Raw genomic sequence first — 14,576 nt, 5'->3', positions numbered from 1 at the left:
CCGGTGGATCAGAGTGCGCCGAGGTACCGCTGACGCTCGTACGGCGTGACCTCGCGCCGGAACTGCTCCCACTCGGCCCGCTTGTTGCGCAGGAAGAAGTCGAAGACGTGCTCGCCGAGCACCTCGGCGACCAGCTCGGAGCCGGCCATCACGTCGATCGCCTCGGACAGGTTCTCCGGCAGCGCCTCGTAACCGGCGGCCTTGCGCTCGGCCGGGGACAGGCCCCACACGTCGTCCTCGGCGCCCGGGGGGAGCTCGTAGCCCTCCTCGATGCCCTTGAGGCCGGCGCCGAGCATGACCGCGAACGCCAGGTAAGGGTTGGCGGCCGAGTCGATCGACCGCACCTCGACCCGCGCCGAGTTCGGCTTGCCGAACGCCGGGACCCGGACCAGGGCGGACCGGTTCAGGTGGCCCCAGCTGACGAACGCCGGCGACTCGGTGATCCGGTCGGGCAGCTGCAGCGGGAAGAGCCGCTTGTACGAGTTGACCCACTGATTGGTGACCGCGGTGATCTCCCGCGCGTGCACCAGCAGGCCGGCGATGAACGCCCGCGCCGTCTTGGACAGCTTCTGCGGGTCCTCGCTGTCGTAGAACGCGTTGCGCTCACCCTCGAACAGCGACAGGTGGGTGTGCATGCCGGAGCCCGGCTGGTCGGTGTACGGCTTCGGCATGAAAGTGGCCTTCACCCCCTGGGAGAGCGCCACCTCCTTGACCACGTGCCGGAACGTCATGATGTTGTCCGCCGTGGTCAGCGCGTCCGCGTACCGCAGGTCGATCTCCTGCTGGCCGGGGGCGACCTCGTGGTGACTGAACTCGACCGAGATGCCGATCCGCTCCAGGGCCAGCACGGCCTGACGGCGGAAGTCGCGGGCCACCGAGTGGGTGGTGTGGTCGAAATAGCCGCCGGTGTCGACCGGGACCGGCACCGAGCCGTCGTTGTCGCCGTCCTGGATCAGGAAGAACTCGACCTCGGGGTGGGTGTAGAAGGTGAAGCCCTTCTCGGCGGCCTTGGCCAGCGAGCGGCGCAGCACGTGACGCGGGTCGGCCCAGGCGGCGCTGCCGTCCGGGAGCAGGATGTCGCAGAACATCCGGGCGCTCTCGCCGCTGCCGCCGCCCTCGAACGGGAAGACCTGGAACGTGGTGGGGTCCGGCATGGCGACCATGTCCGACTCGTAGACCCGGGCGAAGCCCTCGATCGCCGAACCGTCGATCCCGATGCCCTCTTCGAACGCCGACTCGAGCTCGGCCGGAGCCACCGACACGCTCTTCAACGTGCCCAGCACATCGGTGAACCAGAGCCGGACAAAACGGATGTCGCGCTCCTCGAGCGTACGGAGCACGAATTCCTGCTGTCGGTCCACTTCAACCCCTGTCCCGATGTTGACCTATCGAGCCGAGACTACGCTGACCAGAGCCTGTGACGTCGGCCCGGGTCCGGAACTGAAACCGCGGCATTGGGGAACAATAAGACGCATGCCCACGCTGCGCATCGCCCTCGCTCAGGTGAACTCGACAGTCGGTGACATTCCCGGCAACGCGGCCGTGATCCGGCGCTGGTCCCGGGCCGCCGCGGACTCCGGCGCCCATCTGGTGGCCTTCCCGGAGATGATGCTCACCGGGTACCCGATCGAGGATCTGGTCTTCCGCAACTCGTTCGTCGACGCGTCCCAGCGCGCGCTGCGGGCGCTCGCCGCTGACCTGGCCGCCGACGGCCTGGGCGAGCTGGCCGTGGTGGTGGGTTACGTCGACGCCGACGGCCCGGCCGCGATCAGCTCGGAGGCCGCGCCCGGCAACGGACGGCGGGACGCGTCCGCGCTGCTGCACCGCGGCGAGGTTGCCGCCACCTATTTCAAGCACCATCTGCCGAATTACGGCGTCTTCGACGAGGACCGGTATTTCGAGCCGGGCGACTCGCTGACCGTGGTGCGCCTCGGCGGGGTGGACGTCGCGCTCACCGTCTGCGAGGACATCTGGCAGGCCGGTGGCCCGTTCACCGCGGCACGCCGGGCCGGTGTCGGGCTGGTCGTCAACATCAACGCCTCACCGTACGAACTGAACAAGGACGACGTCCGGCTCCCGCTGGTGCGCCGGCGGGCCGCCGAGGCGGGTGCCGCGGTCGCCTACGTGAACATGATCGGCGGGCAGGACGAGCTGGTCTTCGACGGCGACTCGATCATCGTGGCGGCGGACGGTGAGCTGCTCGCCAGGGCGGGACAGTTCACCGAGGAGTTGCTCGTACACGATCTGGATCTGCCCCTCGCGGACGCCGCGCCGAACGCCGAACTGGCGACCGATGCGGCAAAGCCGCAGGTCGAGCAGGAGATCCCGGACGACATGGCGATCGATCAGATCGTCCTGGACTTCGCCCTCACCGCGAACGAGGACCGCCGCGAGGGTGGTGTCACCGAGCGCATCGCCGACGAGGCGGAGGTCTGGGCGGCGCTGGTGATGGGCCTGCGCGACTACGTGGACAAGAACGGCTTCCGCTCGGTCGTGCTCGGCCTCTCCGGTGGCATCGACTCGGCCGTGGTCGCCGCGATCGCGGTCGACGCGCTCGGCCCGGAGCGGGTCACCGGCGTCTCGCTGCCCAGCGGCTATTCCTCCGAGCACTCCAAGGACGACGCCGCCGACATGGCCAAGCGCACCGGCCTGACCTACCGCGTCGAGCCGATCCAGCCGATGGTCGACGCGTTCCTGGCGAACATGTCGCTCTCCGGCCTGGCCGTGGAGAATCTGCAGGCCCGGGTGCGCGGGGTGATCCTGATGGCGCTTTCCAACTCCGACGGGCACCTGGTGCTCACCACCGGCAACAAGAGTGAGCTCGCGGTCGGCTATTCGACGCTCTACGGCGACTCGGTCGGCGGTTACAACCCGCTCAAGGACGTGCCGAAGACCATGGTCTGGCAGCTCGCCCGCTGGCGGAACACCCAGGGCGACCCGCCGATCCCGGAGAACTCGATCACCAAGCCGCCGAGCGCCGAGCTGCGGCCGGATCAGAAGGACTCCGACTCGCTGCCCGACTACGAGGTGCTTGACCCGATCATCAAGGGGTATGTGGACCACGACCTGGGCCGGGCCGAGCTGATCGCGGCCGGCAACGACCCGGCGCTCGTCGACCGGGTGCTGCGGATGGTCGACCTGGCCGAGTACAAGCGGCGGCAGTCCGCGCCGGGCACGAAGATCTCCGGGAAGGCGTTCGGGCGTGATCGTCGCCTCCCCATCACCAACCGGTTCCGCGAAGGCAATTGATCTTTTTCCGCTCTAGGGTGGTGGGCGGGGCGGTTGGATGGGCTGTGAAAACCTCCACTGAACCCTGACAGGGGCCGGTCCCCCGGTGCGACGATGTCCGCACCCGGGGACCGCATTCGCGCGGCCTCGAGGGAGGAGTAACGACATGTCGGAAATCCCGACCCTGTACGGCGGTCCCGCCATCCGCCGGGTCCGCACCCGTGACCTGATCAACGCCAAGGTCCGCGGCGACCGCTGGCCCATGCTGACCTCGTACGACCAGTACACCGCGTCGATCTTCGACCAGTCCGGCGTACCGGTCCTGCTGGTCGGCGACTCGGCGGCGAACAACGTCTTCGGCTACGAGACCACCGTCCCGATCACCATCGACGAGCTGCTGCCGCTGGTGCGTGCCGTGGTCCGGGCCACCACGACCGCGCTGATCGTCGGTGACCTGCCGTTCGGCAGCTATGAGGAAGGCCCCACCCAGGCACTGCGCACCGCCGTCCGCTTCATGAAGGAGGGCGGCTGTCACGCGGTCAAGCTGGAGGGCGGCCGCCGGATGGCCCCGCAGATCGAGGCGATCACCGGTGCCGGCATCCCGGTGATGGCGCACATCGGCTTCACCCCGCAGCGCGAGCACGCCATCGGCGGCTACCGCGTCCAGGGCCGGGAGAACGAGGGCGCCGAGGTGATCTCGGACGCCCGCGCGGTCGCCGACGCGGGCGCGTTCGCCGTGGTCCTGGAGATGGTGCCGGGAGAGGTGGCCAAGCAGATCACCAAGGAGCTGGCGATCCCCACGGTGGGCATCGGCGCCGGACCGGACACCGACGCGCAGGTGCTGGTCTGGCAGGACATGGCCGGACTGCGGACCGGCAAGACGCCGCGCTTCGTGAAGGCTTACGCGGATCTCGCCGGCGTCCTTTCGGACGCGACGCGACGTTTTGCCGACGAGGTGCGCGGCGGCGAGTTCCCGGCCGCTGAGCACACGTTCTAAACCGATTTTGTACGCCCGGAGCTCCGCGGCACCGCGGTAGGTAGCGGCCGCGACGCGACTCCCGGCCATCCTCGGCTGGCTCTCAGGGGTGCCTCAAGCCTTTCGAGACACCCCTGAGCACCAACTGCGGGTCAGGGGGTTTCGAAGCGGACCGTGCGGGTGACCGGGTCGGCGGTGGTGAGGCGGGCCTGGACACGGCCGCCCAGCGGCAGATCGCCCAGGCAGCGGGCGCGCACCGCCGGATCGTCGAGCGCCACGGTGCCGCCCGCCGGCCGCTTCCCGGACGCCTCCTGCCGGTCCAGCACCGCCACGTCGAAGCTCTCACCCACCCGGTCCTGCAGCAGCACCGCCTCGGCGAGATCGATCGCGCCCCGGTCGGCCGCCCCGGCGAGCCGATCAGTCGCGGACATCTGCTTCGGCAGGCGCGGGAGCGCGTCGAGCACCCAGGCCGGCACCGGGCGGCCCTCGTGCAGGGCCAGGCAGGTCTCCGCGACGTACCGGTCCGCGAGCCGCCGCAGCGGCGCCGTGACGTGTGCGTACGGCGCGCCCACCCCGCCGTGCCCGGTCTCCTGCGGCACCGGGCCGGCCGTACCGCCGAACGCCGTGTAGGCCGCGCCGCGCAACAGCTCCGCCGCCTGATCCAGGAACGCCGCCCCGCGCGGGCTGCCCGGATCCACCGACGCCACCACCGCGCCGACGGTCGCACCGGCCGGCCAGCTCACCCCGAGCGACTCCGCCGCGACCCGCAGGCCCTCGATCGCCTCCGGCTTCGGCCCCGGCATGGTCCGCAGCATCCCGACCCCGCCGTCCAGCATGATCCGCGCCGCGGCCATCCCGGTGAGCAGCGAGATCTGCGCGTTGTGCTCCTCGACCGGCAGTGGCGCGCTCAGCACCAGCCGCCAGCCGTCGCCGTCACGCTCCACCTCCTGCGCGGGCAGCGGCAGGTTCACGGCGCCCCGCTCGGCCGCGCGCCGGGCCAGCAGCGTCCCGATCTCGGCGAGCAGCGTCACCGGCTCGGACGGGCTCCCGCCGTCCAGCTCCCGCTGCACGCTCGGGTAGTCCAGCTTGGCGCGGCTGCGGACCCGGGCGCGTTCGAGGCTCACCGCGGTGGTCGTACCGTCCGCGTCCAGGTCGATGGTCCACAGCACGGCCGCCCGTTCCACGTCCGGGAACAGGCTCACCGCGCCCTCGCTGAGCACCGGCGGATGCAGCGGGATCCGCCCGTCCGGCAGGTAGACGGTCTGCCCGCGCACCCAGCTCTCGGCCTCGACGGCGCCACCGGGGTGGACGAACGACGCCACGTCCGCGATCGCGTACCGCACCCGGTACCCGCCGCCCTCCCGGCGGCTCAGATGCATCGCCTGGTCCAGGTCCTGCGACCCGGCCGGATCGATCGTCACGAACGGCACATCGGTACGGTCGACGCCCTCCGGCATCTCCCGCGCGGCGCGCTCCGCCTCGGCCGTCACCTCGGCCGAGAACTCACCCGGCAACCCCAGTTCCCGGCGCAACACCGAGAAATCGATCTGCGGCGCCCAAACCCTTTTGATCGGCACCGCCCATTCCTACCAGCCTGTCCCCACGTTCCTCACCCACCGCCCCGCACGACAGCGGCGGACCACCCGTTCCCGGGCGGCCCGCCGTTGTCCGTGCCGTGCTCAGTGCCTTGCTTCGTGCCTACCTCGAGCGGCGGACCGCGCCCGGCGGTTTGCGGATGGCGCTCGCGCGGGACGCCGAGGTGGCCTTGGCTCCGTTCCGGGAGCCACGAACTGCCCCGCCCGTGGCGCCGTCGTTGGCACCGGACGTGCGGCTGACCTTGCTGGTCTTGGCCGCGTTCCCGGTGGCCCGGCCGGTGGCCGCGGCCGCCGGTTTGTTGGCCGCCTTGGCGGGCGCCTTCTTGGCCGGGGCCGCCGCCTTGGCACCGTTGGCATTCACGGCGGCCGCCTTGGCACCGTTGGCAGCCGCCTTGGCACCGTTGGCGGTCGTCTTGCCGCTGTTGGCCTTGGCGCTCGTCGCCTTGGCGCCGTTGGCCTTGGCGGCCTTGACCGCGGCGGCTCTGGTCGTGGCAGCGATCTTGGCAACCTTGGCCGCGGCGGTCTTGGCGGCCCGGGCTGACACTGCCGCCCGGTTCGCCGTCACCCTCGCTTGCTCGGCCTTCGCCGCGGCAACCTCGGTAGCCTCGGCCTGAGCGGTCGCGGTCCGGGCGGCGACGGCCTTGCTGACCGCGGGCTTCCTGCCGGTCGCCGTGGTGGGTGCCGCCTTGGTCGCGGCCGTGGCCCTGCCCCCGGTCGCCTTCGCGGCCGTCGCCTTGGCCCCGGCCCGACTCCCGGTCCCCGTGCCGGCAGCCACCTTCGCGGCCGCTGCCCTGGTCCCGGTCGCCTTAGTGGCCGCCGCCCTGGCACCAGTCGCCTTGGCTGCTGCCGCCTTGGAGGCAGTCGCCTTGGAGGCAGTCGCCTTGGAGGCAGTCGCCTTGGAGGCAGTCGCCTTAGTGGCGGTCGCCTTCGCGGCCGTCGTCCTGGTTCCAGTCGCCTTCGCAGCTGTCGATTTAGCTGCTGTGGCGGTGGACCCAGTCCCCTTAGCTGCCGCCGCCTTGGAGGCAGTCGCCTTAGCTGCTGTCGCCTTCGCGGCCGTCGACCCGGTTCCGGTTGCCTTCGCCGCCGTCGCCCTGGTCCCGGTCGTCTTGGTAGCTGTCGCCTTGGTAGCTGTCGCCTTGGCCGCCGTCACCTTGGCGGCCGTGGCCTTGGCGGCCGTGGCCTTGGCGGTTGTCGCCTTAGCCGCTGTCGCTCGGGTACTCGCAGCTTTCGCAGCCGTCGCCTTGGCAGCCGTCGCCTTGGACCCGACCGCCTTGGCAGCCGTCGCCTTGGTCCCGACCGCCTTCGCGGCCGTGGTCTTGGTCCCGACCGCCTTCGCAGCCGTGGCCTTGGTGCCAACCGCCTTCGCAGCCGTCGCCTTGGATCCGGTCGCCTTCGCGGCCGCCGCCCTGGTCCTGGCTGCCTTGGCCACTGCCGACTTCGCTGCTGCCGGCCCTGCCGACTTTGCCGCGGTCGCCTTGGCTGCGCCGCCAGACCTGGCAGCAGTGGCCTTGGCCGCCGTCGCCTTCGTCGCGGTTGCCGCGGACCTACCGGTCGTGGCCTTCGCCGCCGTCGAACCGGCTCCCGGAGCAGCCTTCGCCGCGGCAGTCCCGGATGCACCGTTCCGGCGCGAAGCAGCAGTCGCCTTGGCACCCGTTGCCTTCGCCGCCGACCGCCCGGATGCCGCCGTCGCCCGCCCGGAAGCGGCCTTGGCCGTAGCCGGCGCAGCCTTCGCACCCGCCCGGGCCGCGGTGGCCCCGGTCCGCGTGCCCGCCGCAGCCGACTTCACGACCCGGCCGCCCACGGCCTTGGCCGCCCCAGCCGCCTTCGCCTCAGCAGCGGCCGGCGTGGCCACGCCACGCTTGGCAGCACCCGCGGTCGCCTTGGCAGCCGACGCCTTTACTGCCGCCGCCCTGGTCCCGGTCGCCTTGGTCGCGGTCGCCTTGGTCGCGGTCGCCTTGCTACCCGCAGCCTTGGCAACCGGCGCCGCCTTGCCACCCACAGCCTTGACCCCAGCCACCTTGGCAGCCGTCGCCTTGACCCCGGTCGCCTCAGTCGCCGCCCGACCAGAAGCAGCCGTCGCCCGACCAGAAGCCGTCGCTCGACCAGAAGCAGCCGTCGCCTTAGCCCCAGCGGCCTTAACCCCCGCCGCCTTGGCAGGCGCCGCCTTGACCGCAGCCCCCTTGGCAGCCGCCGCTCGAGCGGAACCAGCCTTCCCGGCAACAGCCTTGGCCCCCGCGCCCCGCGCCCCGCCGGCCCCGTTCTCCGCCGCCTGAGCAGCGCTGGTCACTCGCCCGCCGGTCTTCTTGGCCGCCGCCTTGCCCCGGACCGGCGCCTTCTTCCCCGCCGGCCGGTCCAACGCCTGGGTGTCCTCGACCGCAGAGCCCACTGCGGAGTCCGCCGCCGGCTGCGAGTCGTCATCGTCCGGTTCGGTCACCGCGGCCCGGCCCACCGCAGGCCCGGCCGCCGCCCGGGCAGCAGCCCGCTGCGCCGCCGCTTCCCGCCGTGTCATCCGCACCGGCGCCGCGCCACTCACCGGCACCGCGCCGCCCGGCCGGTCAGCACCGGCTGCCGACTCCAGGCCGGCCGCCGGCTCCGCGCTGCCCGTCGGCGCCGCACTGTCTGCAGACTCCGCACCGGCCCCGTCCTGGCCGGCGAGGCCATCCGCGTGCCGCGCCGCCGAAGAGGCGACAAGCGTCCCGGTGCCGGCTTCCACCGCATCCGGAACCACCACCAGCCCGCCAGCCCGGTGCGCACCCGGCATCGCCACCTGACCGACCGCGATCTGCGCGGCCACCGGCGGTTCCGGCTCGTCCGGATCGATCTGTCCCACCGCGGCGGTACCGGCCTGTGCGGCCCGGGTCGCGGCCATCTCGGCCCGCGCGGCCCGCACCGCGGCCGCCTCGGAGCGGGTCTCCTTCGCCTGTTCCGCGGCGGTGCCGGCCCGTTTCCGCACCGGCGTACTCCGGACGACCCCGCCGTCCTCGACCGCCCCGTCCTCTTCGGGCGAGAGGAACAACTGTCCCCGGGCCCGCGCGCTCTTCGCGAACGCTTCCATCTGCGCCGCGTAGAGGTCGGTGCCCGGCGCGGCGTCCGGCTCCGGAGTGTCGAGCGCCTCCAGGTCCGGACGGTCCGCACCCCACTGCTCCGACTCCCGCTCGGGCGTCGAGCCGTCCCGCGGCGGCGCGAACCACCCACCCAGGAACGGCCGGTCGGTCAGCTCGCTCGGCGAGATCTCCGTGTCCTCGGAGGTCGACGGCGCGTCGTCCCGGGTCCAGTCCCGATACCCGGAGTCCGCCGAAACCGTCACCTGCGTCTTGTTCGGAACGCTGCTGCTGGCCGCGGAAACCCGCCGGCCCTTGCGGTTCGCCGCTACCTCAGCGTCCGCTTTCCCCCGCTGAGCCAGGACCCCATTGCGTACGACACCAGCCCGCGCCGCCGGCACCCTGACCTGCACAGCGTTCTTCCCGGCACCCGTGCCGCTCTTGCCGGCGTTGCTCGCCTTGCCGCCAACCGTCTTAGCCGTGACCGTCTTAGCGGCAGCCGTCTTACCCGCGGCCTTCTGAGCAGCAGTCGTCTTACCAGCGCCAACTTTGGCAGCATTTTTCGCAATAGCGCCCGCTTTGTTGGCGCTGACCTTGGCAGCCCCCGACTCGGCGGCGCCGACCTTGACCACACTCGTCTTGGTGCCGCTCGTCTTGGCAGCACTCGTCTTGGTGCCGCTCGTCTTGGCAGCACTCGTCTTGGTGCCGCTCGTCTTGGCAGCACTCGCCTTGGCGCCACGCGTCTTGGCAGCACTCGCCTTGGCGCCGCCAACCTTGGTAGCGGTCGCCTTGGTGCCGCCAACCTTGGTAGCGGTCGCCTTGGTGCCGCTGGCTTTCGCGGTGCTGGCCGTGACCACGGCCTTCTTGGTCCCGGTTGCGGCCGCAGCCACCACCGACCGCGCCGCGCCGGAACGTGCGGACGGCACCTTGGCCGCCGCGGCCCGCCCGGTCACACCACGAGCGCCACCGGCCGCCGACCCGTTCTTCGCGGCCCTCGGCTCCGTCGCCGAAGCCCGTCCGGCCCGGCCACCACTCGCGGTCACCCGGCTGGCAGCACCCTTGACCGCACGAGAGTCCGCCGCGGTCACCCGGCTCGCGGCGTTCTTGCCGACCCGGGAATCCGCCGCGGTGACCCGGCTCGCCGGAGTCTTGGTGACCCGCGCCGCCGTGGCATTCGTGGACGTCTTGGCTGCTCGCGCCGCCGCCGTCGCGCCACCGGCGGTCTTCGCCGGTGCCGGCTTGGTGATCCCGGCCCGGCTCCCCGCAGTCTTCGCCGATGCCGACCTGGCCATGGCCTTGTCCGGCACCCGTTCGGTCACCGAGGCACCGGCCCGGCCCTTGGCCGAACTCCGCGCCGCCGAAACCGCCTTGGCAGCCGACCGCGGCGCCACCACGCTCTTACCTCCCGCAGCCCGAGCCGCCGGCACCGTCTTGACCGCCGCAGTCTTCGCGGTCGCCCCCGTCCGCGCTGCCGGCACCGTCTTGCCCGCTGCCGTCTTGACCGCAGGCTTGCCCACCGCAGACTTCGCAGTTCCCGCCGCTCGCGCCGCCGGCACCGTCTTGCCCGCCCCTGCCTTGACCGTCGCAGCCTTGTTCGCCACGGTCTTGACCGTCGCAGCCTTGTCCGTCGCCGCCTTGTTCGCCGCTGGCTTGACCGTCGCTGGCTTGACCGTCGCTGGCTTGACCGTCGCCGCCTTCTTCGCCGCTGGCTTGACTGTGGCCGTCGCCTTGGTCCTTGCGGGCTTGACCGTCGACGCGGGTTTGACCGTCGCAGGCTTGACCGCTGCCGCCGTCGTCTTGACCGTCGCTGTCTTCACCACCGCAGCCTTGACCGCGGTTTTCGCCGCTGCAGTCTTCGCCCCCGTGGGCTTCGCCACCGCAGGCTTCGCCGTCACGGGCTTGGCCAGGGGCTTCGACGCCGCAGGCTTCGCTGCCACGGGCCTGACCGGGGGCTTCGCTGCCACGGGCTTGGCTGCCGCAGGCTTCGCGGTAGCTGCCGGCCGGGTCGTAGGCACCGCCGAGGCTCCACGCTTCGCCGCGCCGGGCGCCTTCGCTCCGCCCGACCGAGCCGCCGGCACGCTCGCCGCCTTCGCGCTACCCGCCACCTTGGCAGACTTCACCACCGGCGCAGACTTCGTCGTCCCAGTAGTCTTCCCCGCCGAGTTCGCCTCGGTCCTCGCCGCCGGCACCGCTGCCCGGCCGCGCGCCGCACCCACTGCGGGCTTCCCCACCGCAGCAGTCTTCGCCGCCGCCGTCTTGGTCCCCGCGCTCGGCTTCGCGACCGCAGTCTTGTTCCCCACAGCCGACTTCGCGACCGCAGCCTTGCTCCCCGCAGCCGGCTTCGCGGCCACTGCCTTGGTCCCGGCAGCCGACTTCGCGACGACCGGCTTGGCACCCGCAACCGGCTTCACAGCGGCCGACTTGGCCACGGCCGACTTCGCGACGACCGATGTGGCAGCTGCCGACTTGGCAGCCGCCACCTTGGTCCCCGCCGTCTTCGCCGCAGCCGTCTTCACCGCGGGCGACTTGACCGCGGGCGACTTGGACGCGGGCGACTTGGACGCAGGAGTCTTCGCTGCAGGAGACTTCACTGCCGGCGACTTCGTGGCGGTCGCCTTGGTGGCCGCCGCCCGGGAGGCAACCGGCTTCACCTCGGCCTGTTTGCCGGCGACCCGTGCCGTCACACCCGCAGAAACCCTCGACTTGGCCGCCACCGCGACTCCACTCCCCACCTTCGCGGCGCGTCCCGCCGCTACCGTCGTCGACGTGCCGGCCCGAGGCGCCGGCGTCCGTCCGCTAACCCGCTTGTCCCCGCCCGCGGCCACCCCGGCCCCGGCAACGGATTTCCCTGTCTTGATCCCGGCACCGGCCTTCGCCGAACCGGCACCGGCCTTCGCTGACCCGACGCCGGCACCGGCCTTCGCTGACCCGATGCTGGCACCGGCCTTCGCCGACCCGACGCCGGCACCGGCCTTTGCCGACGCAGCAGCGGGCTTCACCGGCACGACCGGGGCTTTCGCCCGACCGGCCGTGGGCTTCGCCGACGAGGACGTGCCAGCCGCGCTCCGGGCCGCCGTGCTCCGTCCCGCCACTGCGGATCGCCCCGCCGCCGGGGTCCGGCGGGAGGAGCCGGTTGCGGAGGTCGCGCGTTCCGGCGTACCGGAAACGGTTTTAGGACCCGCGCCGGAGGCGGCGGGTCTGGTCGGGGCCTTTTTGGCAGCGGGCATCGAGGTGTTCCTCCTTGCGAATGACTGCGGGCGCGTCGGCACCGGGGAAATCGAAGTTCGGACCAGCGGGCGAGATGACGGTCTAGCTTTTCTCCCCAGTCCATCGGGCGTCCTCGGCATCCCAGTCGGCATTGCGCTTCTCGACTGTCTCGAGTGCCCGCGTCGCTTCGTCAGCGGTGGTGAACGGCCCGAGCCGATACTGAGCGGGACATACGTCGTCGCCGATCTCGACCCGGTGGTGTCGGAGGCACCAGAAGTAGCCCGCCCCGGCGAGCCCACTGTCGTTCATTCCATCACTCTGCAACTAAAAACGACCATGCGCTACCGATTCGGGCAAAATGCCCCAGGATTTCCAATGTGGAACTGGGTGAATTGACCGTCATACCTCATCGGAACGAGTCACTCGGCTCGTTCGCCCGGCTTCGGTGCAGCATTCACACCACAGAGACCTCAACGAGCGTGATTATGACCGGGATCAGCGGATCGAGCGCCGAAAAACGAAGCCGCCCCGGTCGCGGACGGCGACCGGGGCGGCGAAACAGGCGGGACGGGTCAGCTGCTCCGCTCCGCGGCGATCAGCTCGGCGATCTGCACGGCATTGAGCGCCGCACCCTTGCGCAGGTTGTCGTTCGAGATGAAGAAGGCCAGCCCGTTGTCCACGGTCGAGTCGACCCGGAAACGTCCCACGTACGACGGGTCGCGGCCGGCGGCCTGCAGCGGGGTGGGCACCTCGGACAGCTCCACGCCGGGCGCCGAGCCCAGCAGCTCACGGGCCCGCTCCGGGGAGATCGGCCGGCTGAAGCGCGCGTTCACCTGGATCGAGTGCCCGGTGAACACCGGCACCCGCACGCAGGTGCCGGAGACCAGCAACCCGGGCAGGTCGAGGATCTTCCGGCTCTCGTTGCGGAGCTTCTGCTCCTCGTCGGTCTCGCCGCTGCCGTCGTCGACGAACGAGCCGGCCTGCGGGATCACGTTGAACGCGATCGGCCGCGGGAAGACCTTGGACTCGGGGAACTCCACGGCGGACCCGTCGTGGACCAGCTCGAGCGCCCGGTCGGCGACCTTCTTGATCTGCTCGTCGAGCTCGGCCGCGCCGGCCAGCCCGGAGCCGCCGACCGCCTGGTACGTGGTGGCGACGAAGGAGACCAGCCCGGCCTCGTCGTGCAGCGGCCGGAGCACCGGCATCGCGGCCATCGTGGTGCAGTTCGGGTTGGCGATGATGCCCTTCGGCCGCACCTTGGCGGCGTCCGGGTTCACCTCGGCGACCACGAGCGGGACGTCCGGGTCCATCCGCCAGGCCGACGAGTTGTCGACGACGACGGCGCCGGTCTCGGCGACGCGCGGCGCGTACTCCTTCGAGCCGCCCTTGCCGGCCGAGAAGAGCACGATGTCCAGGCCGCGGTAGTCAGCGGTCGCCGCGTCCTCGACGGTCACCTCGCCGGAACCCCAGGCGATGGTGCGACCCGCGCTGCGGGCCGAGGCGAAGAGTCGAAGCTGGTCAACAGGGAAGTTGCGCTCAGCCAGGATGCGGCGCATGACGCCACCGACCTGACCCGTCGCGCCGACGATGCCGATCCTCATGACCACCAAAATACGGCCTGAACTGCTCATCAAGAAATCAGGTTGCCCAGAATGCAGGATTGCTGTCCCACATTCGAGGACAACGGGGCTAGCTTCGAGGGCATGGCGACGTATACCCACGGGCACCACGAGTCGGTCTTGCGCTCACACCGCTGGCGCACCGCAGAGAATTCGGCGGCATACCTGCTGCCACGTCTTTCCTCCGGATTCACCCTGCTGGACGTCGGATGCGGCCCCGGCACCATCACCGCCGACCTGGCGGCGCAGGTCACCCGGGTCACCGCCCTGGAACGCACCGAAGCGGCCCTCGACCTGGCCCGCGCCGAGATCACCCGGCGCGGCCTGACGAACGTCGACTTCGCGGTCGGCGACGTGCACGCCCTCGACTTCCCGGACGACTCGTTCGACGTGGTGCACGCCCACCAGGTGCTGCAGCACGTCGCCGACCCGGTCGCGGCCCTGCGCGAGATGCGCCGGGTCACCCGGCCCGGCGGCCTGGTCGCGGTCCGGGACAGCGACTACGCCGGCTTCACCTGGTTCCCGCTGGTCACCGAGCTGGACGAGTGGCTGGCGCTCTACCAGCGGGTCGCCCGCGGCAACGGCGGCGAACCCGACGCCGGCCGCCGCCTGCTGTCCTGGGCCCGGGCGGCCGGCTTCACCGACGTGACCGCGAGCGCCTCGATCTGGTGTTTCGCCGACGACGCGGACCGCGACTGGTGGGGCACCATGTGGGCGGACCGCATCCTGAAGTCCGACATGGCCGCCACCGCCGTGCAGTCCGGCGCCGCCACCCCCGCCGACCTGGACCGCCTCTCGGCCGGCTGGCGCTCCTGGGCCGCCTCCCCGGACGGCTGGTTCACCATCCCGCACGGCGAGCTCCTCTGCCGCGCCTGACCACCACACGCCCGGCACGGCCGCGGCGCAGGTT

Annotated in this window: 8 protein-coding genes; 4 read left to right on the top strand and 4 right to left on the bottom strand. The window is 71.7% G+C overall.

Annotation, left to right across the window (positions count from 1 at the left end):
- Positions 1–8 precede the first annotated feature (8 nt).
- Positions 9–1,361 (bottom strand): type I glutamate--ammonia ligase, encoded by a 1,353-nt coding sequence (glnA, locus tag Apa02nite_RS04555; RefSeq protein WP_067683596.1) that lies wholly within the window; start codon positions 1,359–1,361, stop codon positions 9–11.
- Here glnA and Apa02nite_RS04550 point away from each other — a divergent pair.
- Positions 1,312–3,249 carry an NAD+ synthase gene (locus Apa02nite_RS04550; protein WP_373872825.1) on the top strand — a complete coding sequence of 646 codons (1,938 nt, stop codon included), beginning with the start codon at positions 1,312–1,314 and terminating at the stop codon, positions 3,247–3,249. The two genes, glnA and Apa02nite_RS04550, sit on opposite strands and share 50 nt — an antisense overlap.
- A 145-nt stretch (positions 3,250–3,394) precedes the next feature.
- Positions 3,395–4,225 (top strand): 3-methyl-2-oxobutanoate hydroxymethyltransferase, encoded by an 831-nt coding sequence (panB, locus tag Apa02nite_RS04545; protein ID WP_203823958.1) that lies wholly within the window; start codon positions 3,395–3,397, stop codon positions 4,223–4,225.
- 131 nt (positions 4,226–4,356) lie between these two features.
- Here panB and Apa02nite_RS04540 read toward each other — a convergent pair whose 3' ends face one another.
- Together Apa02nite_RS04540 and Apa02nite_RS51850 are read right to left on the bottom strand one after the other, a co-directional pair.
- Positions 4,357–5,781, bottom strand: a complete 1,425-nt coding sequence (locus tag Apa02nite_RS04540; RefSeq protein WP_203823957.1) for an RNB domain-containing ribonuclease — start codon at positions 5,779–5,781, stop codon at positions 4,357–4,359.
- A 121-nt stretch (positions 5,782–5,902) separates the two neighbouring features.
- Positions 5,903–11,554 (bottom strand): hypothetical protein, encoded by a 5,652-nt coding sequence (locus Apa02nite_RS51850; protein WP_203823956.1) that lies wholly within the window; start codon positions 11,552–11,554, stop codon positions 5,903–5,905.
- Positions 11,555–11,693: 139 nt separating this feature from the next.
- Here Apa02nite_RS51850 and Apa02nite_RS04530 point away from each other — a divergent pair, with 139 nt between their 5' ends.
- A complete protein-coding gene (locus Apa02nite_RS04530; RefSeq protein ID WP_203823955.1) occupies positions 11,694–12,443 on the top strand; it encodes a hypothetical protein in 750 nt (249 codons plus the stop codon).
- Between the two features lie 176 nt (positions 12,444–12,619).
- Here Apa02nite_RS04530 and Apa02nite_RS04525 read toward each other — a convergent pair whose 3' ends face one another.
- A complete protein-coding gene (locus Apa02nite_RS04525) occupies positions 12,620–13,648 on the bottom strand; it encodes an aspartate-semialdehyde dehydrogenase (RefSeq protein ID WP_067683619.1) in 1,029 nt (342 codons plus the stop codon).
- A 102-nt stretch (positions 13,649–13,750) separates the two neighbouring features.
- Between Apa02nite_RS04525 and Apa02nite_RS04520 the strand changes: the two genes are divergently transcribed.
- The gene (locus Apa02nite_RS04520; RefSeq protein WP_203823954.1) at positions 13,751–14,542 is read left to right on the top strand and encodes a class I SAM-dependent methyltransferase; all 792 of its coding nucleotides are present in this window, start codon (positions 13,751–13,753) and stop codon (positions 14,540–14,542) included.
- The last annotated feature ends 34 nt before the right edge of the window (positions 14,543–14,576 follow it).

This window comes from Actinoplanes palleronii (genome assembly GCF_016862315.1).
Lineage (GTDB): Bacteria > Actinomycetota > Actinomycetes > Mycobacteriales > Micromonosporaceae > Actinoplanes > Actinoplanes palleronii.
Note: the sequence above shows the minus strand (reverse complement) of the source record. Positions and strands in the feature narration are given on the sequence as shown.

What these genes read in the sequence shown, in the direction of transcription:
- Apa02nite_RS04525 (WP_067683619.1), bottom strand. Translation starts at nt 13,648, where the DNA reads ATGAGGATCGGCATCGTCGGCGCGACGGGTCAGGTCGGTGGCGTCATG.
- panB (WP_203823958.1), top strand. Translation starts at nt 3,395, where the DNA reads ATGTCGGAAATCCCGACCCTGTACGGCGGTCCCGCCATCCGCCGGGTC.
- Apa02nite_RS04550 (WP_373872825.1), top strand. Translation starts at nt 1,312, where the DNA reads ATGTCGCGCTCCTCGAGCGTACGGAGCACGAATTCCTGCTGTCGGTCC.
- Apa02nite_RS04520 (WP_203823954.1), top strand. Translation starts at nt 13,751, where the DNA reads ATGGCGACGTATACCCACGGGCACCACGAGTCGGTCTTGCGCTCACAC.